Source organism: Enterococcus pallens ATCC BAA-351 (assembly GCF_000407485.1).
GTDB lineage: Bacteria > Bacillota > Bacilli > Lactobacillales > Enterococcaceae > Enterococcus_A > Enterococcus_A pallens.
In genome coordinates this window covers 153623-179693 of record NZ_ASWD01000003.1, presented here as the reverse complement: position 1 = coordinate 179693, position 26071 = coordinate 153623, and the positions used below count along the sequence as shown (strand labels likewise).

Here is a 26071-nt window from a genome sequence, read left to right as displayed (position 1 = left end):
AGGATATTAAGGAAATGGCTATTGAGAAGCAAGTGCAGCTTTCCCAAATCACTAATCAAAATTACCTTTACATAAGTACGTCAGAAGATTTTACCATTGACCTTATTCGGCTATATTATTTAGAGAATTCCCTGCGCTTTAAACTATTCTCATTATTACTGTCATCAAGAAAATGGACCCTTGGGGAAATTACTAAGAAATTAGATATAGCATATTCTCCGCTGAAAAAGGAATTACTATTCCTGAAAACATACATAGCAGATTTTGCCAATAATATTTTTTTAAGAAGCAATCGGAAAATTTTCTTGGAGGGAGACGAGCTAACGATAAGAATGCTGTATACAGGAATCTTTCAGCAAGTTTATGGAGGATATAAATGGCCGTTTGGATTTATTCATTTACCTGAGATTTACGAGCTTTTAGATATTTTGTCACCTGTATTGTATAAGAAGTTTACGACTCGCTTTACTCTGATTAACTATGGGATCGCAATTACGCTGTATCGCTCACAAAAAAATACTATAGCAGAAAATAAGTATTTTTGGGAGCCTTCTTCTGATAGCGAACAGTTAATATTTAATCAATTTATTCATCAGTTGAGGCAAAAAGTACCAACTATTCCTGCCAATGAATTGACAATTGAAGCGCGTTTTTTGATTAGTTGTTTGTTAAGTAATAGCTTAGGTTATCAAGACGAAGAAATTCCGCAGTTTTTTAAAAGATCTAATGTACTAAAGGAAATAGATTTTCTCGGCCAAATAGAAGAAAAAGTACAAAATGTTGAGCACTATGCCCTGTCCTCATTTTCAGATCAGGAGCGAAACACTATTTTTTGTCGGTTAATTGCTGTTTTTTACCAAATCCTTATTTTTGCTGATTTTTTAAAACAAAAAGCACTAGACCTCTATGTTTATCATCCCTTCGAATTTTACGAAAATCATGAACGTGAACGCTCATTTTATAGCATTATCATGGAGAAATACAGCAAAAAGCAGAATGGTTTTGAAGTTGGCTTCGTCGAATATGTTTGCGCAGCCTATTATAAAATTCTATTTTTTGAATTAGATAAACGGTTCTTTCATCCAAAAATCAAAGTGTTGATTTTCAGTCATAAAGCTCCAGAGTTTTTGCTTAGTACAAGACTGCATGACATTTTTAGTCATTTTTATATTGAAATTGTTCAAGAGCTCAATGAAGAGGTAGATTTAATAATTTCAGACATGGCGATTTCGAAACGAAATCTTCTCAATTTGCCAAGACGGGTACCAATTGTAGTGATTCAATCTCAAGAATCAACACAAGGCTGTGAGCTTCTGTTAAAACAATTAACTAGAATTGCCGATGAAAAATATCGAACTAGTAAAGGGGTAGACAAGCAGGTGGGATGACTTCGGTCAATTCGATAAAACAATAGAATCGATTATGAAGAATACTTAAAATAGACTCAACGTACTGGTGAATATAGTATGTTGAGTCTATTTTATAATTATAGATAGATTCCCACTGATTTTTTGAAAAGTATAGTTCACTGGAAGGAAATTCCAATTTAGTTATCTAGTTTAACAAAATCGATTGCTTTTTTCTATTTAATTAGTGAAAAAAAGCGAGCAAACGCGAAGTTTGTTCGATCCAATAGTTAGTCACAGTTTATTTGTTTCGCTTGTTCAGCCATGCGGTTGAAAGATCCATCGCCGCTCTGGCAGCATTGCTTTGATCCATTGAATTGACCATAACAAAATCATGAATCATACCTTGAAAACGGACTTGTGACACATCAACACCAGCATCCCGCAAGTGACGAGCGTATTCTTCGCCTTCATCTCTTAAAACATCGGCTTCACCGTTGAGAATCATAGCAGCCGGCAATCCAGTTAGCTCTTCTTTTGTAGCTTGTAACGGAGAGATGGTTTTTATCGTGGTGTCTTGGCCCTCTGGCAAATAATTGTCCCAGAACCATTTCATCCCATCTTTTGCTAGAAAATAATCGGTAGCAAACTGATTATAGGAATCTGTATCAAAGCTGTGATTCGTTACAGGATAGTAGAGCAATTGCTGATTAATCTTGGGACCTTGACGATCTTTTGCCAACATAGTAATAACGGTAGCCATATTTCCGCCAACGCTATCACCGGCGACCGTAATTCTACCAATGTCATAATTATCCTCGACTTCTTCGACTAGTTTTAAAAGAGTTGCATAGCTTTGTTCAATGGCTACGGGATATTTTGCTTCGGGTGAGCGATCATATTCGGGAACAAACACAATAGAATTTGTTCTGACAGACAGCTCTCTAACTAATTTATCGTGGGTATGAGCGCTGCCTAGTACCCAGCCGGCTCCATGAATATATAAAATCACTGGCAATTTTTCTGTAGTATCCTTAGGTTTGATAATGCGGACATTGATTGAACCTTGTTCACCCAGGTCCCAAGTTTCATCTCGGCTATCGACATCAAATTTTTCGACAGGAGAATCTTGAACTTTTTCTAATAATGCACGTGCTTCCTCTACAGGGAGTTGATAAATGTAGGGTTCACTTTCATTGGCAATGCTAAACTCCAATGCAGATTGTTCTAAAGAAATTCGTTCTGACATATCCATTCCTTCTTTCCTGTTAGTTTGCTAATCATAGGCTCATCCTAGACTCAAGACAACTAATTAGCTTGTTGAAGCGTTAACAAAATCGAAAAAAGGTCAAAATTACGAGAATTAGATAGGATAAATGGTGATTTAAAGACATATTTGTTCTACTAATTTTTAAGTGGAGAGTGAACGGTTACAATCTTTGAATGAATCAACAGCTTAATCAGCCCAGAAAAAAGTTAAATAAAGTGATGTAGACTTAGCCTTAGTCTCTATGAAAAAAAGATTCTACAATTTTGGTCATTTGGCAGACGGTGTATTAGTTTTACCAGGTACCATGAAAGAGGACAATTTCTCTCAGCCGATGGGTTCGGCTTTTGAACAATTGGCTTTCTTGACCTTTGATGGAATTGTATTAAATTTAATGGATGAATTAGGTGAGACCTCTGAGCAAATGTTCAGGCGCCATGCTGATTTTGAATAAACTGATAAACGCAAGACGAATCCATGAAAATGGGTTGGTCTTGCGTTTGTTGGTGAACAAGTTATTAGCATTTAGTTGTTGTTTCTAATTAGGTGCACGATATCCAGCCCGCTCAGCCTCTTCAACGGTTTTAAACCAAGCAACGGGATTAGTAGTTCGATCATAATATTGGCTTCCGGGAATATGATAAATCCCATTTTTTGAACCTTTTATTAAGCCATTTCCATTAGCGTCCACATATTCCTGACCACCAGATGAGTTCGCAGCTGCTTGCTGTTGTTGAGCTTGAGCTGACTGCTGTGCTTCTTGTTTCGCTTTCTCTTGGGATTCTTGTTGCTGCGCAGCAATTTCCTTGTCCGTTTGACTAGTGCCATCCGCATAATTCAAGGTTACACCATCTTGAACATTAAAAATGTAAACATTAAAACTAATTGCATCACTGTCAATTGACTGAGCCATTAAATGAACACCTCGAGCTAGAAGCTCATCCCCTCTGAAAACGGGTGTTACCGAATAACGGACATAATTCTTTTTACTTTTCTCAAGATAAGCTTTGATGTCCATCTCATGACGCAGCATTTCAGGATTATTCAGCTGAGTAGTACCAGTAATCAAATTTTTCCAGTTATCATTCTCACCAGAAAGTGTATAGCCAATCAGATGAGAGCGGTTGTATAGATAACTTTTTCCCAGTTTTTTATTATGCCAGCCAGTCGGCTTAACCTTGGAAATGTCTCCTCGTTTTTTAGTAGGCATCAAGCTTTTATTCAGCATAGCCTCTGCATAAGTTGCACGATTCAGCTTATCTAAGCTTCCATAATCTTCCCATGCTTTGTTAGCCAAGGACAAATCCGCTTTGGAAAAAGTTGGAATGTTGTTGTTTACCTCAATAGTCTGAGTCCCAGTGTAATCAAGCGCAGCAAGATTGTTGTTTTCTTGCTTAATTCTTTCATGAATCGCCTCAAGTGCCTTTTTCTGTTCGTCTTTTTGCTTTGAACTCGTCCTTTTTTCAACTTTTTTTGACTGTGAACTTTTATCAGCAGCGTGAACTGATTCAGTTGGAGGTACCAATGCTGCTCCTGTTGTAATCACAACACTTGCTATGGCCAATAAAGTAATCTTGTCTTTTTTGGATGACTTCGTAAAAATAGCTGTTATAAAACCAAGAAAGCCTACTAAGATCAAAATAACATTCATAGTAATAACTCCTTTTAGATAAGCTTGGTGAAAATAGTATACTAATTCCAATCCTCGAAGATTATAACTTTAAATAACTAAAGATTCAAATGTTTAGTTGGTATAAAATAAATCAGTCATCCATCGCAAAACATTTGCTAGAATACGATAAAAATCAGCGAAAAGGGATCATAATCTGTTTGTATGGTAAAAAGGCATGCTAACTGGTAATTTCTAAAAAACGTATACCAAGTTCTTTATTCTTATCTTATTATGCCTTTTCTAACTCTTTAATGCTAGATATAATAGAATTGAAGAAAGTAAAGGAGTATATTTTAGTCACTAATAGATAGATTTTAAGGAGGGGGCAACATGATGGAACAAAAACCTGTGACAGAAGTGTTAGTAGATCGCGAAGAACGCCAGACATTAGTAGAATTTGCCACGACGCTTGAGACAATTGCGAGAAAATTGAAGGAAGAAGGAGCCTTTATCTTAACAGAAGGAGAACGGGAGATTTTAGTGAATCCATCCGATACTTTGAAGGTTGAATATTCTTACGAGAAAAAAGGCGATAAGCATTCCTTTGAAATTGAATTCGATTGGCGCACAGGAGATCAAGCTCCTGGAAAATTAGGTATTAAATAGTAATTTTAGATGAAAAGCTATGGGTTGGTCTTAGCCAAAGCATGGCTTTTTATTATGGAAAAATACTCCTTTTGCCCTATGAAAAAGTCAAATAAATCTTGCATAATAGAATCATGGAGAAAGACAGTCTAACAAGGAGGCAGTATAATGACGATACGCAAAGAAATACTTGAAGCAATCAAAGAAGGAACCATTACTCCTGAAGAGGGATTGAATTTGCTTGAAGAAATTGAACAAGCAGAAGCAATAGATAAAGAAAAAAAACAAGATTCAGTAGAGATAGCAGCAGAACCTAAAGCAGCATCCATTCAAGAACCAGAAGAAATCACTGAATCTGAAAAAGAAACGGTGGAACAAACTTCTGCCGAACCTTTACAAGAAGCAATAGTGGGATTTGAACCGGAGAACGAATCCGAAACTGACTATGAGCAGCAGGATACGAAAGTAGAACAGGAAACTGTTCAAGAGCCAAAACAAGAAAGCATTCAAGAAGCTAAGACTGTACAGGAACCCGAGACGCCTAGAGATCATGTTGCCAGCCTGATTGATGAATGGGAAACCACTGATCAACAATGGCATACTGCTCCCGTAGAAGAGACCAAGAGTACATCTGGCAATCAAACTGGAAACAAAGAGAATGCTTCTTTAACAAAGCTTAATCAGCTTGATCAACAAATTCAACCATTGACTGAAACACTGAAGGCCAAGCAAGAAGTCTTTAGAAATCTTAAGCTCGAAGCTGAATTGGAAATAATTTCGGAAGAAAATCTTATTTTGTATCAGCAAACAAAAAAAGAAATGTCAGACTTGGAAACAAAAATCAAACAGCTGAAGCGAGAAAAAGAAACGGTAGAAAAAGACTTTTATTCCATCCCGGTCTGGCAAACTGAAACGCCTAATTATGACGAATCGCCGGAAGAATTTTATGAAGATGAATTTGAGAAGACAACCGTTAGATCAGATAATTTTAACAGTCGGATTAACCAACTAGTTAATCGCACCTTGAAGACCGTTGCTGATACAGTGGATGGAAGATGGAATGAGCTTAAACTTCCTGCTGTCGGTAATTCTGGCAACACGCGTTTTGATCATCGGTTCAATTTTAAAGACGAAATCATTTCAGACTTAGATATCAAATTAGCCAATGGTTCGATTATTTTTAAAACTTGGCCAAGGTCCTACATGATGGTGGATGCGGAAATTAAGCTTCATGGAAAAATGTATGAGGCGGATCCAATGGAGTCTTTCATGGAAAGAAGTCAAATTACCGTTAATGATGAACGACTGCTGTTCCATATTCACAACAAACGAGTGAGTGCTGAATTGACCTTTCACCTACCGGAACAAACGTATAACCATATCAAGATTCGGATGCTGAACGGCAACTTAACCGTCAAAAATATTGAGGCTGACGATCTTTTTGTTAAGTCTACTCGTGGTGAACTAACTTTTAAAAATATTGGAGCTGCTGTGCTGGAAATTCAAGGAACAGATAATGAAATTAAGATTGATAAAGGTGCAATTGTGGATGCCATCATTGAAACAGTAAATGGCTCGATTGTTTCAACAGCGGATGTAGCCAACTTTGATGCTTCATTAGTAAATGGCGATATTAAATTATCCGTTGGTAATAGCGAGTTGAAAAAAATTCGGGCCAATTCAGTTAACGGTACTATTAAAGTTTCCCTGCCAACCTCTCTTGGTTTAGAAGGGGTAGCTAAAACTAGTTTAGGAGAAATCAATTATCGATTATCTGATTTCCAAACGGTTAGAGAAAGAAAAGACGCGAAGCAACGCCTGTTCCATTTCCGACGACCATTAGAAAATCCGGTACAGATTGATATTTCTTCCAAGACCGGCAACATTTTTCTAAAAGATTTTGATCGATAGAAGAACGGTTGATCAAAAAGACAAACGAGATATTTCTGAAAAAGCTGGTTCAATGATGAGCCAGCTTTTTCACGCTGTACAATCATAACAACTTAACAAATTTACCATTAAATTAAGGTTAATGTGGCGAAGCTTTAAAATCTTTCCCATTGCTTCATTTTCCTATTCCTAGTACAATGACTATGCTTTTGAAAATGTAATTGCGCTGTTATGAAAGGAAGAATAGATAGTGACAAATAGTTTTTGGAATGAATTGCCAAAACCATTTTTTATTTTGGCACCGATGGAAGATGTAACAGACGTTGTCTTTCGGCATGTCGTACAAAAAGCCGGAGCACCAGATGTCTTTTTTACTGAGTTTACAAATTCAGATAGTTTTTGTCATCCAGATGGAATTGAAAGTGTTCGTGGCCGTTTAACCTTTACAGAAGATGAGCAGCCGATGGTCGCACATATCTGGGGAGATAATCCTAAATTTTTTAGAGAAATGAGTATTCGCTTAGCAGAAATGGGTTTTAAGGGGATTGATCTAAACATGGGGTGTCCTGTACCTAATGTAGCAGAACGTGGGAAAGGCAGTGGGTTAATCTTACGTCCCGAGGTTGCAGCTGAGCTAATTGAAGCGGCTAAAGCAGGGGGAATACCTGTAAGTGTGAAGACTAGAATCGGATTTACTCAGCGTGAAGAACTGGAGGGATGGATTAGTCACCTGTTAAGGCAGGATATTGCGAATCTCTCAGTTCACATGCGAACTAGAAAAGAAATGAGTAAAGTGGAGGCGCATTGGGAGGATATTCCTAAAGTTGTTGAGTTGCGGGATAAGATAGCTCCACAAACCTTAATCACGATTAATGGAGATATTTTAGATCGTCCGATGGGCTTGGAATTAGCGGGAAAATATGGTGTAGATGGCATTATGATCGGTCGAGGTATCTTCAAAAATCCCTATGCCTTCGAAAAAGAGCCAAGAACTCACACACCAAAAGAATTAATAGACTTATTGCAGCTGCAGCTTGATTTGCAAGACAAATTTTCAGAACAAGTTCCTCGTTCGATTGTTGGTTTGCACCGCTTTTTCAAAATCTATGTCAAAGGCTTCCCGGGAGCAAACGACCTGCGGGTGAAACTGATGAATACGAAATCTACAGATGAGGTAAGAGCAATCTTAGCTGAGTTTCTTCAAATGAATTCGACAGTTCTGGTTTAATGGATATTAGGTTGGAATTTTATTAAGAGAAAAATCGCTAGCTACAATTTTCAGTAATGGATAAGCTAGCGATTTTTTATAAGCAATTTTAATCGTCCACTTCTGTCTCTAATACGTTTCCTGATTGAGCGTCAATTAACACACTTATTTCCTGATGCTCATTACGAACAGAAATTTCCCAATAAGTAGTCGACAATTCTTTTTCTAATGACCACTCTTCTATAATACCATCCGCCTCTTTAAGTGTGATAGAATTGATCTCAGATAAGGATAACAGGTTGTCGAGATCTAATTTTTCTTGCTTTCTTTCCACGCCATTCTTTTCATCGTGATCAAGGGCTTCTTCACGATCTAATCGGAACTCGCCAGTGGTCACATTTACGTCAACCTCGTACTCGGTGTTGTTATCTACACCGGTAATTTCATAGTAGTAATTGCCAAATTTATTGTTAATATCGATACCTGTAATGTCAGTGTCGGGATATTGTTTCTGATAGCTATTGATTGCCTCTGATAAGGAAATAGCAAATTCTTCAGAAGTGTTAGTATTTTTGATATCACTGCTATTTGCTGTATCTGTCGATTGACTGTTGACCGTAGACATACTGCTTTCAGAAGTAGAATGTGACTCCAAGTTGGTTCTGTTTGGTTTACACCCAGCCAGTAAAACACCTAAAGTACTCATAGCTGCTAAAGTAAGCATCATTTTTCTCATAATAAACATTCCTTATCTATATTGAACCCTTCTTACTTTTTTAGTAGTGATTGTAAAGAAGAGGATCAAGCTTTTTTGTAAAAAAGTTCTCCATAAAAGCTGGCAAACGGCCAAAAAGCGAACCCCTTGATTTTAAGGAGTTCGCTACATGTTAATAATATCGTCCATTCAATAGCATGGACATAATAGCTGCAAAGAAAATAAAATAAAGAACGATGACAATAATAGCGATAATAAATGCTACTAAACCTGCACGATTCCAGGTTTTTTGTACTGCTAAAAAGGTTTCGATATCTTCATAATCCCCTTTTTGCCAAGCCCATTCGTTGCCCTTAAAGCCGCAAACAAAAATCCATACGATATTAAACAACGGAATCAAACATAACAATGGCAAGTAACTTCTATTTCCGAAGCCCCAAGTAATGTTGAACATAAAGGCGCCCCAATTCCACCCTTTAATCTCATCTGGGATAATTCTCAACGATTGCTCATCCAAGAAAAACAACTCCTTCTCATTTATTGTTGGTCACAAACCAACAATAAAATTTTATCAGAGACTAAGTGTAAAGTAAAAGCAATTATCAAAAAAAAATCATCGGATGAACAATTTTTTTACAAGAATAGCGAGGCTAGGGTAACTAGATAAAAGATTAAGATAGCAGCTGAAACCAAACAGGACAGGCCAATAAATAGACCACCAGGGCGTTTCTTTTCGCGGCGGCTTCTGCGACGAGCCATATCAACCGCTTCAGCGGCAGGTAAAGGAACATATTTTGTACGCAGCAATAGGACAGCGATAAGGTCAATAAAGAACATCAGCTGAATGACCCCACTTATGATTAGGATAACCTGATTACTAGTAGTTATTCGAAAGATGAAAAGAATGACAGTTAGAAGATCAATAAGTAACGTTAGTAAAATAGCCATGTGTAGACTCCTTCATTGTGCGTTGTAAAAACAATATTCAACATTATATCATGTCGCAACCAAAAGATTAACCGTTCAAAAGAAAATTTGAGAACTAGTTAATCTTTTCGATGAAGCAGCGCGTATATGCTCCAATAAATCATACAGCTGATAATTGAAACAGCCAACAAAATACGTACCATTCTAGCACCTGCGGCTGGCTGGTAATAATGATAATTGATCAATAAGTAAATACAGATAAAAGTCGGGATTAGTGAAAAATACAAATGAATAAAAGTTTTATCTCTTTTAAAGAGATAGAAATAGATCAGTGACATGAAAATAAAAATTGTATAAATGATAGCTGCTGCTATAAGTCCCAAATCCATTATTAATCCTCCTTAATGTTCTAATTATATCAAAAAAAGGTAAAACGAGTTAATTAACACCTAAACCACATTTTAATTGAATCCTAATGAAATGAACCTTGTTTAAAATGATTAAGAATTAAATGGTCAAAACGAATTAAGAATTTAGTAAGAATTGATTTACTAAAGCATCATTTTTTGTTACATTAAATTTAGATTTTACTTTAAGGAGGAAACAATGAAATACAGATATCTTTTGTCAAGTGTAGCGGTGTTGAGTATGCTTACATCCATGGGAAGTCCAGGAACAGTATTAGCTGAGGAGATTGCATCAAGTATTACAAGTGAGTCAAACCAAGAAACCAGCTCGTTAAAAGAGCAAAATAATATATCGGAAAATACAGCTGAGAGTACGGAAAATTCAATCTCGACAACAACAGAATCAACCGATGCTATCATCGGAAATTCAGCGGATACTGCTGAGGAAGCAGAAGAAATTGTAATCGAAGAACCAGAAGATACATCTGGTCAATTAACTCATACGCATCCATTTCCTTTTGAGCAATTTTCTATGCGTGCAGCTCGAGCTCGTTCTACAAACACCCAACAAGTATTTATTAACCAAGTAGCGCCTTATGCTAAAACAATTGCTCAAGCGAATGATTTATATGCCTCTGTGATGATTGCACAAGCGATCGTAGAAAGTGGCTGGGGACAAAGTACCTTATCTATGGCCCCTAATTATAATCTATTTGGAATTAAAGGCAGCTACAATGGGCAATCAGTTACTATGAAAACGCAAGAATACATAGATGGAAAATGGGTTACAGTAAATGCTAAATTCCGTAAGTATCCATCCTTCAGCGAGTCTTTAACCGATAACGCCTACGTTCTAAAAAACACCTCCTTCCAGTCAGGGGTGTATTACTATTCAGGTGCTTGGAAGAGCAACACGAAATCCTATAAGGATGCAACTGCGTGGCTAACCGGTAGATATGCTACTGCACCAACCTATGGGGCAACTTTAAACAGTGTCATTGAAACATATAATTTGACTCAATATGACACTCCAAATAATAATAACGGGGGAAATAACAGTAACAATAATGGTGGTAATGCTGTAAAACCAATAGTTGAAAAGGTCGCTATGCATAGACTCTATAACCCTAACAGCTCTGAACATTTCTATACTGCAAATGCTGGTGAAAAGAATAATTTAGTCGCTGTGGGCTGGAAATACGAAGGGATTGCTTGGCAGGCACCAAAAACAGGGGAGCCAGTTTACCGAATGTATAACCCCAATGCCGGTGATCACCATTACACTCTTAATTTAGCGGAAAAGAATATGCTTGTGACTAAAGGCTGGAAATATGAAGGAATTAGCTGGTATTCTGGTGGGGAAGTAAAATTATTACGCTTGTACAATCCAAATGCTAAAGCAGGAGCCCATCATTACACAACCAACAATTACGAGAAAGAACAACTGGTTAAGGTTGGTTGGAAATACGAAGGCCATGCCTGGAACGGTCATTAAAGTAGAAAAAACCAAAGCCGAAAATGAACGGCTTTGGTTTTTTTAGGCTTTAGCCATTTTTTCAATAATGAAGAAACTATGCAGCTCCTCCAGTTGATGTTCATATTTGGTTGCAATTTCGGCTAAAACTAGCTGATTGCTTTCAACAACAGAATAACCTTTAGCGTAAAGCGAATCATGTGGAACAGCTACTTCGAAAAACTGCTCTTTTGAAAGATCAAAAGGGTGGGTGAAATAGACTCCGCTTATTTTTTTCATTGTCATCACGCTCCTGAATTTTAATAGTGATATTTGTTATAGGATACAACAAAAAGGTCTGAGAATCTAATGTTTTATTCGATAACAAATGTTATATAAAAGAGGAGTAAATGAGGAATGAATTTTCATTCCAAGAAAATTCATCCCTCATTAAGCTAATATTCGAAAAAAAAATTCTTTATTGTGAGTAAACAACTCAAACAAATTGTAAGTATCAGAACATTTGCTGTAAAGAAAATCCATTAAAAAAATAAGCGCAATAAGGCAACAGAAAGAACCCCTGTGATAACAATCTTCATTAAATCGTTTGTGCGAATGCCAACAATTAGTGCGGGAATACATGCAAAAATTTCAGGGAATTTTAACCCGGGCAGCTGACCTGATCTAAATACCAATAAACTCTGAAATAATAGAGCTGTCAATATTGTAAGCGGTATATAGCTTAAAAACTTTTCAAACAATGGCGGCAACACCATAGTGCGGGTCAGGACAAAAGGTAAAATTCGTGGAATCCAAGTAACGATACCGCAACCTAGAATAACTAACAAGAAATATTGATTACTCATCCTTTAATGTCACTCCAATCGCACAACCTAATAAGGTGGAAATAATAACAGCTAATTCAGCGGATACAATACTCATGAGCAAGTAAAGCGAAACAGCAGTAATAATCAAAATGATAATCGTTTTGTTCTTTTGGAACTTTAAAGGCAATTGAACCTGGAATAAAAATAACCCCAAAAACATCGCAGTCAATGCAAAATCTAGTCCTAAAATAGTAGGATCTGGAATGAAATTACCCAACAAAGCCCCAATTACTGTGGAAATAATCCAAGTCAAATAAGCTGTGATATTTAAACCGTGTGTCCAACGGCTGGACACCGCAGATCGTTGAGCGAGGGTAGCCATTAAAACACCGTAGGATTCATCAGTAAGCAAAGTACCGATCCCTATACCGTTCAACAATGAATCCTTTTTAAAATGGTTAGCAACTGAAAGGCTCATTAAAAAATGTCGTAAGTTAACTAAAAATACTGTGAAAATAATTGAAGGAATGGGTGCACTAATGGCTAACAATCCGCAAATAATAAATTGTGCACTACCAGCATAAACGATTAGCGACATAAGAAACACTTGCCAAACGGTTAAACCAATAGCTTTACCTACGATGCCCATAGCTATGCCAATTCCTAAATACCCCATAATAGTGGGAACACATGCCTTTACTCCTTCGTTAAAGGTTTGAACTCCCTGCAGCTCATCTTCCATAACCCCTCACCTGCTCTCATACATTTCTAATAATAGTAATAAAAAACGCTCAACTTTACAAGCTTTTTCCGAAGTACTCCAAAAGAAAAGAGGAAAAGAATCAGAAAAACTTTTTGTTTCTTGAATGGTTGTTTTATAATGGAGGAGAGGGGGATTTGACTATGAAAGAAGAATATAAAAATATTTTAGTAGCTGTTGATGGTTCTGAACAGGCAAAGAAAGCATTCGAAGAAGCGATAGAAGTGACTAAACGAAATGATGGAGCATTAACTATTTTATCTATAGTCGATTACAAATATTCTGTTGGTGATCCAGCCTTTATCAATGACGCGTTAAAGTTTCATTTGAATAATGCGGAAATTGAAATTGACACATTAATCAGCGGGACTGAGGAGCTGCCTGAAAACTATGAGACAGTCATTTTGTCCGGCAGTCCGAAGCGTAGAATAGTCGAGTACGCCAAAAAGCATGAAATAGATCTTATTATGATTGGGGCAACTGGAGTTGGTGCAATTGAGAAAGCAATTATCGGTTCAACAACTTCTTATGTAGTTAATCATGCTAGTTGTAATGTAATGGTAGTGAAATAGTATCAAAAAATACAAAAAGAAGATTGACCACGTCAATCTTCTTTTATAATTATCTCTAGCTTACTGCCATCATTAAGATGAGAAGTGAAAAAAACAGCCAGCTCCTCTAATGAACGATCAAAGCTCAGAACTGGTCCTCGACGCCCATTTCGGAAAAAATTCATTTTAATCGGTTGATTCTCTTCAACTAAAAGGACAACCTTTTCGATGCTTGAAAAGGGGATACCCCGATTATCCAAACTGTTTAATATAATATTGCTTTCAGTTAGTCCTTTTTTATCCAGCATAAAACTAAGTACAACCAGGACAGTCAAACTGGTTTGCAGCTTCCCATCGAGATTGGTGAAATTAGCAAAACCTGATACACCAATTATCAAAGCAATGACTGGATAAAACCAATAACGATTTTTGTTCACGTGAGTCGGGATGATCACCGACCGTCGAACCAATAACAAATAAATAAACAATACTAGGGTAAACAGGCCCAGTAATATAGTGAACACACTCAATAAAATCAGCCTTCTACTTAGCGGTAAAGCTAGAATATTTTGCCACTACCATGTTAGATTTATCTTCTCGCAGTTCATCATCGATTTGTTCGCAAGCATTTACTCGAATAACTGCACAGTTCGCCATTTTAGAAACGACCTCTCCTTCGACTGCTTTTTCAAATCCGATGGGATGACAACGATATACTTTTCCTAATTCAATCTCTTCTTCTTTCATACACAAGCCCTCCAGTATCGACAAAATTTTTGGGTCTAGCCTTTTGGATCAATGTTAAAGGCAATTATACCCAACTATGTAAAAGTTTACAATCATCTAATACTAGAATATTCGTAAAATTTGTTAATATTCGTTAAAATAATAGGTAAGGAGGAATTTATATGAGTACTTTCTTGGATTCAATGAAGCGGTACAGCTATTTCAGAGGGATTGTCTATTTGCTGCTAGGCATTGCTATCTTGCTTTCACCGCAAACAGTTTTTAATGGAATAGTGTACATTATCTTTTTCTATGTGGCTGTTTTAGGTATTTTGCAGCTGATTAGCGGATTTCGGAATCGCCAGCAAGTGGGCGGATATGGACCAAGTTTCTTAGGCGGAATCATCATGCTGATAGTTGCTTTTATTATCTTGTTCTTTGCTCGAGGAATTGTCAGCATTTTACCAATGTTTTTAGGATTTATCGTTCTAATATTTGGTTTCGGCAAGTTTATGCAAAATTGGGAGGCCCGTAAACGAGGTTTTTCTGTTAATGGCGGCCTGGTTTACAGTGGGTTAATGGTTTTAGCAGGCATATTGCTTCTCTTTAATCCTTTCAATAGTTTAATGCTATTGTTTCGTATCTTCGGTTTTCTACTGATTACTATGAGTATTGCTGAAATACGAGATGCTAGAAGACTGAGCAAATAAAGAAGTTGAACTTTAAAATTGGGAGCTAGAAAAAATGAATACTTCAATGGAGCTTTATCGTTTTAGCAAAAAGTACCAAATTAACTACAATGCAAATGAGAAAAAAGGGACCGAACTATTTGAACGCTTTTTGAGTGTATACCCTAAAGTAAATTTCAATTTTGCTTTCATTGGTTTTCACCAGTATCAAAGTTTTAAGAATCATGAAGGAATGACTGCTTATGGCATATCCGGCAATATGCTTTATGCAGTCAGTCGCAAAGACAGCTATGAATACAACCTTTATCGCTGCAAATCAATGACTGGTCAAAAGAAAATGAACGGAATTTATCTTACTTTGGAGTTTGAGAAAGAGACCGTTGTAATCAATTTGGGCTTTGCTAATGGGGATGTAGTGTTAGCGTCATTAAAGCAAAGTAGTGGCAAAAGTTAAAATACTTGAAGAATAAAAGGATCGGCGTTATAATTCTTTTGTTCTGAATGGGATATAGCCAAATTGGTAAGGCACTTGACTCTGAATCAAGCAATTACAGGTTCGAACCCTGTTATCCCAATAGAAAACGTACTGAGTGGTAGGCAAGAAAACTTGTAGTATGCAAAAATATACTATCGATTTTTTTTGTATAAATTAATGCTATATCAATTTAATAATAGCATATAAATGTTATATTATGAATCGAAAAAAGCACTGAAAACCTTTAGTTGAAAACAGGTTTTCAGTGCTTTTTCAAGTTTCTTAATGAATCACGCGGAAACGTATATCGTCAGCTAGATATTCTTTTTCGCCAGGATTGCCTTCTTTTGAACCAAAGACCAGTTGAGAACGTAATTCCCAGTTAGCTGGAATGTCCCATTCTCTAGCAACGGCTTCATCGATAACTGGATTGTAATGCTGCAAGTTTGCGCCTAATCCTACTTCTTCTAATGCGGTCCAAGTATTGGCAGTTGCAATCCCATTTGATTGTTCTGCCCAAACAGGGAAGTTTTCAGCATACAATTCAAATTCTTCTTGTAAATGCTTAACAGTGTCAGTTTCTTTGAAGAAAAGCACGGTACCATAGCCATTTTTAAAGCCGGCTAATTTATTTTGTGTATTCGGGAAAGCTTCTGGAGGTGTTAATGGCTTCAAAGCCTCTTCAACAATTTCCCAAAGTCTTTCATGCGCACTGCCAAATAAAATTACTGCTCTTGGGGATTGTGCATTGAAAGCAGTTGGACTTTGTTTCACAGCTTCTTTCACAACATCAGAAATTTCTTCTTCTGATAAATTTACGTTTCGTCCTAAAGCATAAAACGAACGACGGTTTTTCAACGATTCTAAAAATGTAGTCATCAATAATTCCACCTTTTCTATAGTTATCACAGTAAGAACTATACCATCTTACAAAAAGTAAGTGAAATGATTTGCTCACAGAATAAAAAGTAATTTTTCTTAAAAGCAGAGCGAAAAGATCGCAAATCTAAAAGACTATGGTAAACTTATTTTATGAAATAGTTGGAGGAACGCTATGAAAGCAAAAGAACTAATAAAAACCATTCTCTATTTTGTCATTTTGGCAGCAATCTTATTTGCCCTTCGTCAATTTGTATTTACTCCGGTTGTAGTAAAAGGAGATTCAATGGATCCGACATTGATTGACGGCGAACGAGTAATTGCTTTGAAAAATACGGATGTGAAGCGATTTGATATTATCACGTTTCCAGCACCTGATGACCCAGGGAAAAACTACATTAAACGAGTAATCGGTCTACCAGGAGATACAGTTGAATATCGTGATGACCAATTGTACATTAATGGTGATAAAGTTGATGAGCCTTATCTTGATCAATACAAGAGTGAATTGACTGACAGTCAGCCCTTAACTGCTGATTTTACCTTAAAACAGCTTTTTGGTACGGAAAAAGTACCTGAGGGTGAATTGTTTGTATTAGGAGATAATCGCCGAATATCTAAAGACAGTCGAATCATTGGAATGATCAATGAAGAAGACGTTATGGCTGATGTGAAATTTGTTTTTTGGCCAATTAATCGAATCGGAACTATAGACTAGCTGGCCAGCTAGTCTTTTTTTTATCTTTTTTGTTATAATAAGCGAAAGGCCATTCATTTACGAAATGAGGGAGAAAGATGTCTTTACAATTCTTATTAGGTACAGGACAAAATAATGCACAGAAAAAAATGGTGATTACCGCACAACAGTGGTTAGACAAAGATCCAGAAAACCGTGTTTTTTTCATTGTGCCTAACTACAATAAATTTGAGCAAGAAATCCAATTATTGGAAACAATGAAAGATCAGAAAGAGTATAGCTCTATTCGAGCGCAAGTGTTTAGTTTTGAACGCCTTGCTTGGTACTTTTTACAGAAGCAGGGAAAGATTCCGGGAAATGTTCTGTCAGATTCAGGCAACGCCATGATTTTGCGAAAGGTATTACAGGAACAGCGTGAAAAGCTGGTTATCTTTCGGGGAGAAGCCAACAAAACGGGCTTTATCCAGCAGTTGGTTCAATTTTATCGAGAAATGCAAATCGGGAATGTTTCAGTTGAAGATCTGAATCAACTAACTGGAAATCAAGATGAACAGCTGAAATTAGCAGATCTACGTTTAATCTATCAAGAGTATGAGACTGCTTTATTCAAACATCAGGTGAAAAATGAAGACCCCTTATTGCTGCTGTACAATTTACTGCAGGACCAGACAATCAAAAATAGTTTGTTCATTTTGACTGGTTTTAGCCGTTTTAATGCTCGTGAGCAGAATATTTTATCTACTTTAATGAAATGTGGTCATTTGCTGGTGTCTTTAGAGCTGGATCGTGGGTATCCCAATGAAGAGCCGCATCCATTGAACTTATTTGCTGATTCAGGTAAGACCTATTATCAGTTGAAGCAGTTAGCTGACCAGCAGCAGCTTCCAGTTCATCACGATCAAAAGGCAGAGGCTCAGAATACGCCACTAAATCAATTGAGTCTGTTTTGGCAAGGAAAAAAAGTGCCAAAACTTGAGGAGAATCAAACAATCAAAATTTGGCAGCAGTTAAGTGCCGCAGACGAGGTTCGTCATATTGGTAATGAAATCCGACGATTAGTCTCCGAAGAGAATTATCGCTATAAAGATATCCAAGTTTTAATTCGCAATTTTGATTGTTACAGCAGTGTTTTGCCATCCTTGTTTAACCAGTTGGCTATCCCTTTTTATTTAGATGAAACTCAAAAAATGATCAGCCATCCATTGGTGGAATTTTTACAGGCGCTCTTTTTAGTGGATTCCTATAATTATCGTATTAACGATGTTTTCCGTCTGTTGCGGACAGAGCTGTTTGTACCCTTCGATTGGCAGGAGGACCGTAGGACTAAGCTAATTGAACTGCGGGAGAAAATTGATCAGACTGAGAATGTTTGTTTAGCTTATAACTTTCGGGGTAGTTTTTGGACCAAAGACGAAGATTGGGTTTTCGTTGATTATGATTTTGAGGAAGAAAGCTTTAATGATGCTACTGATTTGCAAATAATTACGAATGAAGTACGGCAAATGGTACAAAAACAGTTGCCACCATTTTTCACTACGATTAAGAAAGCCGAAAATGGTCTAACCGCTGCTAAATGCTTTTATCAATTGTTGGAGGAAGTAGGGATCAAGCAACAGCTTTTATTCTGGCGAGATCAAGAGGTAGAGAAGGGAAATCTGGAAAAGGCTCGGAACCATGAACAAACTTGGCAAGCCTTGATGGATTTGTTGGATGAATATGTTTTGATCTACGGTGAAAGTGCCTTTAATTGGGCAGATTTTCAAGAAATATTTTTAGAAGGGTTAACCAATTTAACCTATGGAAAAATTCCAACGGCTATTGATCAAGTCAAGGTGAATAATCTGGAATTGGCTCGTGTTAATCAAGCAAAAGTAACCTTTGCAATCGGATTGAATGACCAAGAGTTTCCAGCACGCTTCGATGATCGAGGTCTTTTATCACCTGAAGAGCGGGAAGGAATCAATGCTGAACTGGCGGAAGGAAAATTCTTGCCAGAAAACAACAGCTCAAATGTCAATCGTGAACCCTTCTTAGCTTACCGTGTCTTTTTGTCAGGTAGTGAAAAGTTGTATCTCACAGTCGCAACTACGATTGATGGTGAAAAGCAGCTAGCGATCTCTCCTTTTTTACGAAGAATCAGTGAAGGCTTAGGAATTCCGGTCAGAATATTTAGTGGATTGAACTTAACTACTTTGCCAACAGAATATGTAGGTACGTTAAGAACCTTGTTGTCAGATTTGATTCATTTAAATCGGCTTTCCTTAGATCAGGCTGAACCGATGCGTTCTGGTTGGCGTCAACTGATGCATTTTATTGAAACAACTGAATTAGCAGATTTGACCAAACGTGTTTTTTCTAGTTTGGAAGCATTAAATATCCCGCAGTTTTTACAGCCGCAAACAGCCGAAAAGTTGTATGGAAAAAATCTTTACGTATCTGTTTCACGAATTGAAAATTTCTATAATTGTCAGTATAAATATTTTGCTCAATTTGGTTTAGGCCTCAAGGAAAGAACGATTTATGGATTGACTCCTGCAGCAGCGGGAGACTTTTATCATGAAGCCTTGGATCGTTTTTTCCGGATGATTCACCAACAGGGACTGGCTTTGGTAGACTTAACTGAGGCTCAGCGGACGGTTTTGGCGGACCAAGTACTGAAGGAAATATTTGGAGAAGTGAAGTTTGCAATCTTGTCCAGCTCGGCTCGAATGAATTACATTCGCTATCAATTAGCTCAAACGATCCAAAAAGTAAGCTGGGGATTGGTTCAGCAAAGTTTGAAGACCAACCTTCGACCACAGCGCACAGAAGTTCTATTTGGTTCTTTAGCTGGTGAAAAGGGGATACCTGGTATCCAGCTGCCGCTGAAAAACGGTGGCGAGTTGGCTGTTCGTGGGAAAATTGATCGTTTAGATCAGATTCAAGGTGATCACGCTAACTGGTTAAGTGTAGTAGATTACAAATCCAGTGACCGCAGCTTCAATGTCGTGGATGCTTATTACGGGATTGCAATGCAACTAATTACCTATTTAGATGTAGCGGTGAACGACTTTAATTTAACTAGCGATAAATTGATTAAGCCAGCTGGTGCTTATTATCTGCACGTACACAACCCAGTGCTGACTGATCCGAAAAAACTGGAGCAGGAAACTTTAAAGGCCTATAAATATGATGGACTGTTTGCCAAAGATGCTGAGCTGTTTGCAGAGATGGATCATAGTTTAGAGGAAAAGGAAAATTCCTTATTGTTCCCATTGCGTAAAGATGCTAAAGGACAAATTTTACCAGCAGGTCCTTCAAAGGATAAATTTTATGATCAGCCGGAAATCGATTTGTTACGGGAGTACAATCGCAAGAAAATTCAAGAGGCAGGCAATGAAATCTTATCAGGCGAGATCAAATTAAATCCGTCGTTTAAAGACAGTAAGCGAATCGCCTGTCAGTATTGTCCTTTCCGCAGTGTCTGCAAATTTGACGTAATGCTAAAAGAAAATAATTATCACCGCTTGGAAAAAATGCCTCGCGAAGAAGTCTTGAAACGAATGGAGGAAGAATTACATGATGAATAAACCAACAATCCCTCCGAAAGCACCGAATGAAATGTATACTGATGCTCAATGGCAGGCAATTTATGATCAAGGAGACAATCTTTTAGTCTCGGCTTCCGCAGGTTCAGGAAAAACCGCTGTATTGGTTCGGCGTGTTATTGAAAAAATTAAGCGGGAACGTTTATCCGTTGATCAGCTGCTGGTAGTTACCTTTACCGAAGCAGCTGCCAGTGAAATGAAAGAAAGAGTTCAAAGTGCTTTGCAGGAAGCGATCAATGAAGAAACCGATCAGGAGCTGAAGAATCATTTTACTCGACAATTGACGCTATTGCCAATGGCGAATATTTCGACCTTACACTCTTTTTGTTCCAAGGTCATTCAGCGGTTCTTCTATTTAATCGACTTGGATCCCAGCTACCGAATGCTGACAGATGCTACTGAGACTATTTTGTTGAAGGAAGATGTTTGGGATGAACTTCGAGAGGAATGTTACGAACAAAATGAGGAAATTTTCTATCGTTTAACTGAAAACTTTTCTAATGATCGTAGCGATCAGGGACTTGAGGATCTTATCCTGGCTATGTATGAGTTCGCTAGAGCTAATCCCGCACCTTTTGAATGGCTGGATTCATTACTGGAAAACTACAGTGTTTCTGACTTAATTGACAGCACACTTTATCAAGAAAGTCTGCGACCTCAGCTACTTCAAGCATTGGAAGATGCTAGTGAGCTTTATCAGGAAATGATGGAGCTAAGCGAAGCAAGTAAAGATTTGGAAAAAATATTTGCTCTGGCAGAGGCAGAAAAGCAAAATACCCTAATCTTACTTCAAACGGTTATGGAGGATCGTCTGGCTGATGCCTATCAATTAATGGAAGGCTTTAGTTTTCCAAGCTTTCCTACACCTCGTAAAAAAGAGGTGAAGGAACTGTACGGCGAAACCATTGAACGTCTGAAGGATAAACGTCAAACTGCTAAAGATTTATTGACACAAATGAAAACCAGCTTTTTTGCAGCAACCCCCGAGGAGCATGTGGAACGATTACAAGCCGCACGACCACTAATCGAAGAGCTGGTTAGAGTTGAGAAACAATTTATTGAACGCTACTCTGCTAAAAAAAGAGAAAAAGGTCTGCTTGATTTTAATGATTTAGAGCATTTTACCTTGCAGATTCTACGAACTAAGGTAGATGATTCTTTTCCAGCGCAAAGCTATTATCGTTCTCGCTTTAGCGAAGTTCTAGTGGATGAGTATCAAGATATTAATCAGCTTCAGGAAACGATTTTAAAAGCTTTAGCTTCGGAAGGTGAAGCAGACGGGAATTTATTTATGGTAGGGGATGTAAAACAGTCAATTTATGGCTTTCGTTTGGCTGATCCGACCTTATTTATTCAAAAATATCATGATTTTGCCGAAGAAAACGGTGGTCGAAGAATCATTTTAGCCGAGAATTTCCGCTCTCGTAAAGAAGTATTAGACTTCACTAACCTAGTTTTCAAGCAGTTGATGGATCAAGAGGTAGGACAAATTGCTTATGACCAGGAGGCAGAGCTGATTAATGGTTTCACCGCTTTTCCAGTTTCTGATAATTTTAAAACTGAGCTGCTGGTTTATGAAAAGGACGAAGAAACACCGGAATGGATCGAGGACAAAGCTACCGGTGAGACAGTTATGGTCGCTGCTAAAATCCGTCAGTTAATTCATGAAGGCTTTGAAATTTATGATAAAAAGCAAAAGGCTATGCGGCCTGTAGACTACCAAGATATTGTTTTACTCACGCCGACAAAAAGCAACAATTTAACTATCTTAGAAGTGTTTAAGCAGCTGGATATTCCTTTGTCCATTAATGATACTCAAAATTATTTTCAGTCAACAGAATTACGGATAATGATTTCACTGCTGCAGATTATTGACAATCCTTACCAAGATATTCCGCTGGCTGCTGTATTACGTTCGCCGATGGTGGGCTTGTCAGAAGAAGAGCTAGCACAAGTCCGTCTCCTTTTGCCAAAAAAAGAGTTTTACCGGGCGATGAAACAATATATGACAACTAAAGACGACGCTACCAGTGAAAAACTGAAGAATTTCTATCAGATGTTTATTGATTGGCGAGAATTTTCACGTCAAGAAGCGTTATCGGATTTAGTAACAAAAATCTATGACGAAACTGCTTACCTTGATTATGTTTTGGGGATGCCTGCTGGACAACAGCGTCATGCAAATCTTTTAGCTCTGGTCGAACGTGCAAAGGATTATGAGCGCAGCAGTTTTAGAGGACTGTATCAATTCATTCGCTTCATTGAAAAGATGCAGGAAAAGGATAAAGATTTGGCTGAACCGCAAAGTGAAGAAATCACCAATGCCGTACGGGTAATGACGATTCACGCCAGCAAAGGTCTTGAATTCCCGGTAGTATTTTTGTTGGATATGAGCAAGTCTTTCAATTTATCCGATACACGACGTAATTATGTCTTTGACGAGAAATTAGGATTAGGTGTTAAATATCTGACACCAGAAACCAGGGTGCGTTTCTCTACTTTGGCCTTCGACGCCGTTCAACAGGTGAATTTACGAAAACTGCTTTCAGAAGAAATGCGGAAGCTGTATGTTGCCTTGACTCGGGCGGAACAAAAACTATTCTTGGTGGGTTCCTATGGTAATCAAGAAGAAGCACTCAAGAAATGGTCTGTTACTGCTAATAATACCGAGTTGGTTTTACCGGTTTCATCGCGGACCAAAGGAACTTTTTTTGATTGGGTGGGCCAAACGTTGATCCGACATCCTGAAATGACAGAATATCAATTAGAAGGCAGTATTGCAGACCTGCCACAAGTAGCACAACAGCCCGTTGGATTTTCGGTTTCTTTTGTCCAACCAAATTCACTGGAAAAACAACTTGCTAAATTTATGCCAGAGAAAAAACAACGTGAGGTCGAAAAAGAGACTGACATAGACATTTCACAAATAAAGAATCGATTACTCTATCGATATTCTTATCAAGAAGCAACAAAAACAACTAGTTATCAATCGGTGTCAGAGTTAAAACGCATGTATGACGACCCAGATAATCGGGAGGCTCTCTCTCTTAATTTTAACGATGAGGGGACGCAACAATCGGTTTACCGCTTTACTGACGAAGGCTTAAGCCAACCGAAGTTCTTGGAAACTAGAAGCCAGCTTTCTGCTGCCGAAGTTGGAACAGCCACCCATTTAATTATGCAATTGATTTCACTGGATAAACAACCAACTGAGGAAAGTATTCAGAATTTAATTGATGAACTAGTTGCCGAGAGCACGTTAACTCCTGAATTGGCGGAAGCCATTTCTATTCAATCGCTGATGGGATTCTTTGCCAGTGATTTGGGGCAAGAAGTGTTAGCAAATTCCACTCAAGTATTTCGGGAAGAACCTTTTGCCATGCTGCTGCCAGCAAATGAGGTCTTTCAAGAATACCAAGCTCAAGACGATTTACTGATCCATGGGATTATTGATGGCTACATTGAATATACCGATTATTTAGTTTTATATGATTTTAAAACCGATTATTATACTCTAGAAAGAGAACAAGAATTAATAGACCGCTATCGTGGACAGCTGTTTCTTTATAAAGAGGCGCTGGAAAAAGCGAAAAATAAGCCGATTTCCTCATTAAATATTGTTTTTCTGCGGGGAGAAAAGGTGATAGACTTATTAGAAAATCACTAAATGCAAGCAAACTATACTTATCATTTGTAAGTAATGTGCTATACTTCCAATAACGAGGTGAGAAGAATGGAACAAATACAACAAACTAAATTTTCTCTATGTCCCAAATTTGAAAAAGGTTTTACGATTTTAGGGAAAAAATGGAACGGCTTGATTATCGATGTACTATTGGAAGAAGGCCCACAACGTTTTGTTGATTTGGCCGCCAAAATCCCTCATGTAAGCGACCGTGTTTTAGCAGAACGATTAAGGGAGCTGGAACAAGAAGGATTAGTCACACGCATTTCAGGTAATGAAGGCCAAAAGCGATTGGATTATTGTTTAACTGATAAAGGCAAAGCGTTGGACACTGTGATGAAAGAACTCCATGTTTGGGGAGAAAAATGGATTTCTGAGCAAGAATGTAGTTGATAAAATTGTCGTTTTCTTGTAGTATAAAATAGTCAATTAAATAGCAAAAAAGCGTTGATGGAAAAGAGTAATCTTTTAAGACCTTTACAGGGAATATCTGCCATAGACTGTAAGCAGATCAGGGGATAGAAGGTGAAGTTCACTTCCGGAGCTTGTCGTAACTGACCGGCTGCGGCCGTTAAAACTTGTAAGTGCGCCAAAAATTGGCGAATTAGGATGGTAACGCGAGACCTCGTTCCTTTATGGAACAGGGTCTCTTTTTTTGTGGAAAGGAAGTAGAAAGATGAGCTTACAAAATCAATTAGAAGAATTGAAAACCCAGACTTTGGCAAAAATTTCCGCTGCCGATGATCTGCAGATAGTTGAGCAGATTCGAGTGGAAACATTAGGTAAAAAGGGTCCAATTACTGAAGCTTTGCGGGGAATGCGCGATCTATCACCAGAAGAAAGACCAAAAGTAGGCGCTTTTGCCAACGAAATCCGCGATTTGCTGACAGAAGCAATCGAAGTTCGTAAGGCTGAGTTAACAGAAATTGCCTTAGAAAAAGCTTTGGAAGAAGAAACGATTGATGTAACTTTACCGGGCAAACAAATGACTCAAGGAACACGTCATGTAATCACTCAGGTAATGGAAGAAATTGAAGATGTATTTGTTGGTATGGGGTATCAAGTAGTAGAAGGATACGAAGTTGAGAGTGATCATTACAACTTTGAACGGATGAATTTGCCGAAAAACCATCCGGCACGAGATATGCAAGATACTTTTTATATTTCAGAGGATATTCTGATTCGGACACATACTTCTCCTGTACAAGCTCGTACGATGGAAAAGCATGACTTTTCTAAAGGTGCTTTGCGTATGATTTCTCCAGGAAAAGTATTCCGTCGTGATACGGATGATGCTACTCATAGTCACCAGTTCCATCAAATTGAAGGCTTGGTGGTTGATAAAGGAATTACGATGGCTGATTTAAAAGGCACCCTAGAAGTCTTCATTAAAGAAATTTTCGGCGCTGACCGCAGCATTCGCTTGCGTCCAAGTTATTTTCCGTTTACTGAGCCTTCTGTTGAAGTCGATGTCAGCTGCTTCAAATGCGGCGGAAAAGGCTGTAATGTCTGCAAATACACTGGCTGGATTGAAATTTTAGGTGCTGGTATGGTGCATCCTGACGTGTTGTCAATGTCTGGCATTGACCCTGAAGTATATTCCGGTTTTGCTTTTGGTATTGGACCTGACCGTGTATCAATGCTGCGTTATGGAGTTAACGATATTCGAAACTTCTATTTAAATGATGTTCGATTTTTAGAACAATTCAAGGGGGAATAACAGATC

25 protein-coding genes, 1 tRNA gene, 1 pseudogene and 1 other annotated feature are annotated in these 26071 nt (G+C 37.8%); of the genes and pseudogenes, 15 read left to right on the top strand and 12 right to left on the bottom strand.

Annotated elements, in window-relative coordinates; genetic code table 11:
• Positions 1–14: 14 nt before the first annotated feature.
• The gene (locus I588_RS13395) at positions 15–1388 is read left to right on the top strand and encodes a helix-turn-helix domain-containing protein (protein ID WP_162141131.1); all 1374 of its coding nucleotides are present in this window, start codon (positions 15–17) and stop codon (positions 1386–1388) included.
• A gap of 259 nt (positions 1389–1647) precedes the next feature.
• On the opposite strand, the gene I588_RS13390 is transcribed toward I588_RS13395, so the two are convergent.
• A complete protein-coding gene (locus tag I588_RS13390; RefSeq protein WP_010759287.1) occupies positions 1648–2595 on the bottom strand; it encodes an alpha/beta hydrolase in 948 nt (315 codons plus the stop codon).
• 235 nt (positions 2596–2830) lie between these two features.
• Between I588_RS13390 and I588_RS27730 the strand changes: the two are divergent.
• A pseudogene (locus tag I588_RS27730) lies at positions 2831–3067 on the top strand (6-phospho-3-hexuloisomerase); the annotation flags it as partial.
• Positions 3068–3151: 84 nt separating this feature from the next.
• Here I588_RS27730 and I588_RS13380 read toward each other — a convergent pair.
• Entirely contained in the window at positions 3152–4264 is a 1113-nt protein-coding gene (locus tag I588_RS13380; RefSeq protein ID WP_010759285.1) for a DNA/RNA non-specific endonuclease, read from the bottom strand.
• Between the two features lie 351 nt (positions 4265–4615).
• Here I588_RS13380 and I588_RS13375 point away from each other — a divergent pair, with 351 nt between their 5' ends.
• The 3 genes from I588_RS13375 to I588_RS13365 all read left to right on the top strand — a co-directional run bounded on the left by I588_RS13375 (position 4616) and on the right by I588_RS13365 (position 7988).
• A complete protein-coding gene (locus tag I588_RS13375) occupies positions 4616–4891 on the top strand; it encodes an amphi-Trp domain-containing protein (RefSeq protein ID WP_034694348.1) in 276 nt (91 codons plus the stop codon).
• A gap of 147 nt (positions 4892–5038) precedes the next feature.
• On the top strand, positions 5039–6781 hold the full coding sequence (gene liaX, locus I588_RS13370) for a daptomycin-sensing surface protein LiaX (RefSeq protein WP_010759283.1): 1743 nt from the start codon (positions 5039–5041) through the stop codon (positions 6779–6781).
• Positions 6782–7010: 229 nt separating this feature from the next.
• The gene (locus tag I588_RS13365) at positions 7011–7988 is read left to right on the top strand and encodes a tRNA dihydrouridine synthase (RefSeq protein ID WP_010759282.1); all 978 of its coding nucleotides are present in this window, start codon (positions 7011–7013) and stop codon (positions 7986–7988) included.
• Positions 7989–8076: 88 nt separating this feature from the next.
• Here the strand turns inward: I588_RS13365 and I588_RS13360 are convergent, their stop codons facing one another.
• The 4 genes from I588_RS13360 to I588_RS13345 form a co-directional block, all read right to left on the bottom strand.
• Complete coding sequence (locus tag I588_RS13360; protein ID WP_010759281.1) at positions 8077–8703, bottom strand: PepSY domain-containing protein; 627 nt, start codon at positions 8701–8703, stop codon at positions 8077–8079.
• Positions 8704–8854: 151 nt separating this feature from the next.
• A complete protein-coding gene (locus tag I588_RS13355) occupies positions 8855–9199 on the bottom strand; it encodes a hypothetical protein (RefSeq protein ID WP_010759280.1) in 345 nt (114 codons plus the stop codon).
• A 116-nt stretch (positions 9200–9315) separates the two neighbouring features.
• Positions 9316–9630, bottom strand: coding sequence for a hypothetical protein (locus I588_RS13350; RefSeq protein WP_010759279.1), 315 nt, complete (start codon positions 9628–9630; stop codon positions 9316–9318).
• A 98-nt stretch (positions 9631–9728) separates the two neighbouring features.
• On the bottom strand, positions 9729–9998 hold the full coding sequence (locus I588_RS13345; RefSeq protein WP_010759278.1) for a hypothetical protein: 270 nt from the start codon (positions 9996–9998) through the stop codon (positions 9729–9731).
• A 217-nt stretch (positions 9999–10215) separates the two neighbouring features.
• Here I588_RS13345 and I588_RS13340 point away from each other — a divergent pair, with 217 nt between their 5' ends.
• On the top strand, positions 10216–11511 hold the full coding sequence (locus I588_RS13340; RefSeq protein WP_010759277.1) for a glycoside hydrolase family 73 protein: 1296 nt from the start codon (positions 10216–10218) through the stop codon (positions 11509–11511).
• Positions 11512–11553: 42 nt separating this feature from the next.
• Here the strand turns inward: I588_RS13340 and I588_RS13335 are convergent, their stop codons facing one another.
• The 3 genes from I588_RS13335 to I588_RS13325 form a co-directional block, all read right to left on the bottom strand.
• Positions 11554–11769, bottom strand: a complete 216-nt coding sequence (locus I588_RS13335; RefSeq protein ID WP_010759276.1) for a hypothetical protein — start codon at positions 11767–11769, stop codon at positions 11554–11556.
• Positions 11770–12011: 242 nt separating this feature from the next.
• Positions 12012–12335, bottom strand: a complete 324-nt coding sequence (locus I588_RS13330) for an AzlD domain-containing protein (RefSeq protein ID WP_010759275.1) — start codon at positions 12333–12335, stop codon at positions 12012–12014.
• The gene (locus I588_RS13325; RefSeq protein WP_010759274.1) at positions 12328–13038 is read right to left on the bottom strand and encodes an AzlC family ABC transporter permease; all 711 of its coding nucleotides are present in this window, start codon (positions 13036–13038) and stop codon (positions 12328–12330) included. Before I588_RS13325 ends, I588_RS13330 begins: the two co-directional genes overlap by 8 nt.
• 161 nt (positions 13039–13199) lie before the next feature.
• On the opposite strand from I588_RS13325, the gene I588_RS13320 reads away from it, so the two are divergent.
• Positions 13200–13628: a universal stress protein gene (locus I588_RS13320; protein ID WP_010759273.1), complete on the top strand. Its 429-nt coding sequence runs from the start codon at positions 13200–13202 to the stop codon at positions 13626–13628.
• 32 nt (positions 13629–13660) lie between these two features.
• Here the strand turns inward: I588_RS13320 and I588_RS13315 are convergent, their stop codons facing one another.
• Both I588_RS13315 and I588_RS13310 read right to left on the bottom strand, forming a co-directional pair.
• Positions 13661–14131 (bottom strand): hypothetical protein, encoded by a 471-nt coding sequence (locus I588_RS13315; RefSeq protein WP_245569617.1) that lies wholly within the window; start codon positions 14129–14131, stop codon positions 13661–13663.
• Positions 14132–14150: 19 nt separating this feature from the next.
• Positions 14151–14354 (bottom strand): hypothetical protein, encoded by a 204-nt coding sequence (locus I588_RS13310; protein WP_010759271.1) that lies wholly within the window; start codon positions 14352–14354, stop codon positions 14151–14153.
• Between the two features lie 161 nt (positions 14355–14515).
• Here I588_RS13310 and I588_RS13305 point away from each other — a divergent pair, with 161 nt between their 5' ends.
• The 3 genes from I588_RS13305 (at position 14516) to I588_RS13295 (ending at position 15597) form a co-directional block, all read left to right on the top strand.
• Complete coding sequence (locus I588_RS13305; protein WP_010759270.1) at positions 14516–15043, top strand: HdeD family acid-resistance protein; 528 nt, start codon at positions 14516–14518, stop codon at positions 15041–15043.
• Positions 15044–15077: 34 nt separating this feature from the next.
• On the top strand, positions 15078–15476 hold the full coding sequence (locus tag I588_RS13300; RefSeq protein WP_010759269.1) for a hypothetical protein: 399 nt from the start codon (positions 15078–15080) through the stop codon (positions 15474–15476).
• 48 nt (positions 15477–15524) lie between these two features.
• Positions 15525–15597: transfer RNA gene (locus tag I588_RS13295), tRNA-Gln, on the top strand.
• A 182-nt stretch (positions 15598–15779) separates the two neighbouring features.
• On the opposite strand, the gene I588_RS13290 is transcribed toward I588_RS13295, so the two are convergent.
• Positions 15780–16376: a nitroreductase family protein gene (locus I588_RS13290; protein WP_010759268.1), complete on the bottom strand. Its 597-nt coding sequence runs from the start codon at positions 16374–16376 to the stop codon at positions 15780–15782.
• Positions 16377–16551: 175 nt separating this feature from the next.
• On the opposite strand from I588_RS13290, the gene lepB reads away from it, so the two are divergent.
• The 5 genes from lepB to pheS all read left to right on the top strand — a co-directional run bounded on the left by lepB (position 16552) and on the right by pheS (position 26065).
• Positions 16552–17094, top strand: coding sequence for a signal peptidase I (gene lepB / locus I588_RS13285; RefSeq protein WP_010759267.1), 543 nt, complete (start codon positions 16552–16554; stop codon positions 17092–17094).
• A 77-nt stretch (positions 17095–17171) separates the two neighbouring features.
• Positions 17172–20642, top strand: coding sequence for a PD-(D/E)XK nuclease family protein (locus tag I588_RS13280; protein WP_010759266.1), 3471 nt, complete (start codon positions 17172–17174; stop codon positions 20640–20642).
• A complete protein-coding gene (addA, locus tag I588_RS13275; protein ID WP_034694547.1) occupies positions 20635–24327 on the top strand; it encodes a helicase-exonuclease AddAB subunit AddA in 3693 nt (1230 codons plus the stop codon). Before I588_RS13280 ends, addA begins: the two co-directional genes overlap by 8 nt.
• A 66-nt stretch (positions 24328–24393) precedes the next feature.
• Positions 24394–24738, top strand: a complete 345-nt coding sequence (locus I588_RS13270; protein ID WP_010759264.1) for a winged helix-turn-helix transcriptional regulator — start codon at positions 24394–24396, stop codon at positions 24736–24738.
• A 45-nt stretch (positions 24739–24783) separates the two neighbouring features.
• Positions 24784–24981 (top strand) — a binding site (T-box leader).
• Between the two features lie 40 nt (positions 24982–25021).
• A complete protein-coding gene (gene pheS / locus I588_RS13265) occupies positions 25022–26065 on the top strand; it encodes a phenylalanine--tRNA ligase subunit alpha (RefSeq protein ID WP_010759263.1) in 1044 nt (347 codons plus the stop codon).
• The last annotated feature ends 6 nt before the right edge of the window (positions 26066–26071 follow it).

Bases quoted from the DNA above. Each gene is read 5' to 3' on its own strand.
- liaX (WP_010759283.1), top strand. From the start codon at position 5,039: ATGACGATACGCAAAGAAATACTTGAAGCAATCAAAGAAGGAACCATT.
- I588_RS13335 (WP_010759276.1), bottom strand. From the start codon at position 11,769: ATGAAAAAAATAAGCGGAGTCTATTTCACCCACCCTTTTGATCTTTCA.
- I588_RS13310 (WP_010759271.1), bottom strand. From the start codon at position 14,354: ATGAAAGAAGAAGAGATTGAATTAGGAAAAGTATATCGTTGTCATCCC.
- I588_RS13360 (WP_010759281.1), bottom strand. From the start codon at position 8,703: ATGAGAAAAATGATGCTTACTTTAGCAGCTATGAGTACTTTAGGTGTT.
- I588_RS13345 (WP_010759278.1), bottom strand. From the start codon at position 9,998: ATGGATTTGGGACTTATAGCAGCAGCTATCATTTATACAATTTTTATT.
- I588_RS13390 (WP_010759287.1), bottom strand. From the start codon at position 2,595: ATGTCAGAACGAATTTCTTTAGAACAATCTGCATTGGAGTTTAGCATT.
- I588_RS13305 (WP_010759270.1), top strand. From the start codon at position 14,516: ATGAGTACTTTCTTGGATTCAATGAAGCGGTACAGCTATTTCAGAGGG.
- pheS (WP_010759263.1), top strand. From the start codon at position 25,022: ATGAGCTTACAAAATCAATTAGAAGAATTGAAAACCCAGACTTTGGCA.
- I588_RS13350 (WP_010759279.1), bottom strand. From the start codon at position 9,630: ATGGCTATTTTACTAACGTTACTTATTGATCTTCTAACTGTCATTCTT.
- I588_RS13375 (WP_034694348.1), top strand. From the start codon at position 4,616: ATGATGGAACAAAAACCTGTGACAGAAGTGTTAGTAGATCGCGAAGAA.
- I588_RS13320 (WP_010759273.1), top strand. From the start codon at position 13,200: ATGAAAGAAGAATATAAAAATATTTTAGTAGCTGTTGATGGTTCTGAA.
- I588_RS13395 (WP_162141131.1), top strand. From the start codon at position 15: ATGGCTATTGAGAAGCAAGTGCAGCTTTCCCAAATCACTAATCAAAAT.
- I588_RS13325 (WP_010759274.1), bottom strand. From the start codon at position 13,038: ATGGAAGATGAGCTGCAGGGAGTTCAAACCTTTAACGAAGGAGTAAAG.
- I588_RS13380 (WP_010759285.1), bottom strand. From the start codon at position 4,264: ATGAATGTTATTTTGATCTTAGTAGGCTTTCTTGGTTTTATAACAGCT.
- I588_RS13280 (WP_010759266.1), top strand. From the start codon at position 17,172: ATGTCTTTACAATTCTTATTAGGTACAGGACAAAATAATGCACAGAAA.
- I588_RS13340 (WP_010759277.1), top strand. From the start codon at position 10,216: ATGAAATACAGATATCTTTTGTCAAGTGTAGCGGTGTTGAGTATGCTT.
- I588_RS13330 (WP_010759275.1), bottom strand. From the start codon at position 12,335: ATGAGTAATCAATATTTCTTGTTAGTTATTCTAGGTTGCGGTATCGTT.
- lepB (WP_010759267.1), top strand. From the start codon at position 16,552: ATGAAAGCAAAAGAACTAATAAAAACCATTCTCTATTTTGTCATTTTG.
- I588_RS13270 (WP_010759264.1), top strand. From the start codon at position 24,394: ATGGAACAAATACAACAAACTAAATTTTCTCTATGTCCCAAATTTGAA.
- I588_RS13290 (WP_010759268.1), bottom strand. From the start codon at position 16,376: ATGACTACATTTTTAGAATCGTTGAAAAACCGTCGTTCGTTTTATGCT.
- I588_RS13300 (WP_010759269.1), top strand. From the start codon at position 15,078: ATGAATACTTCAATGGAGCTTTATCGTTTTAGCAAAAAGTACCAAATT.
- addA (WP_034694547.1), top strand. From the start codon at position 20,635: ATGAATAAACCAACAATCCCTCCGAAAGCACCGAATGAAATGTATACT.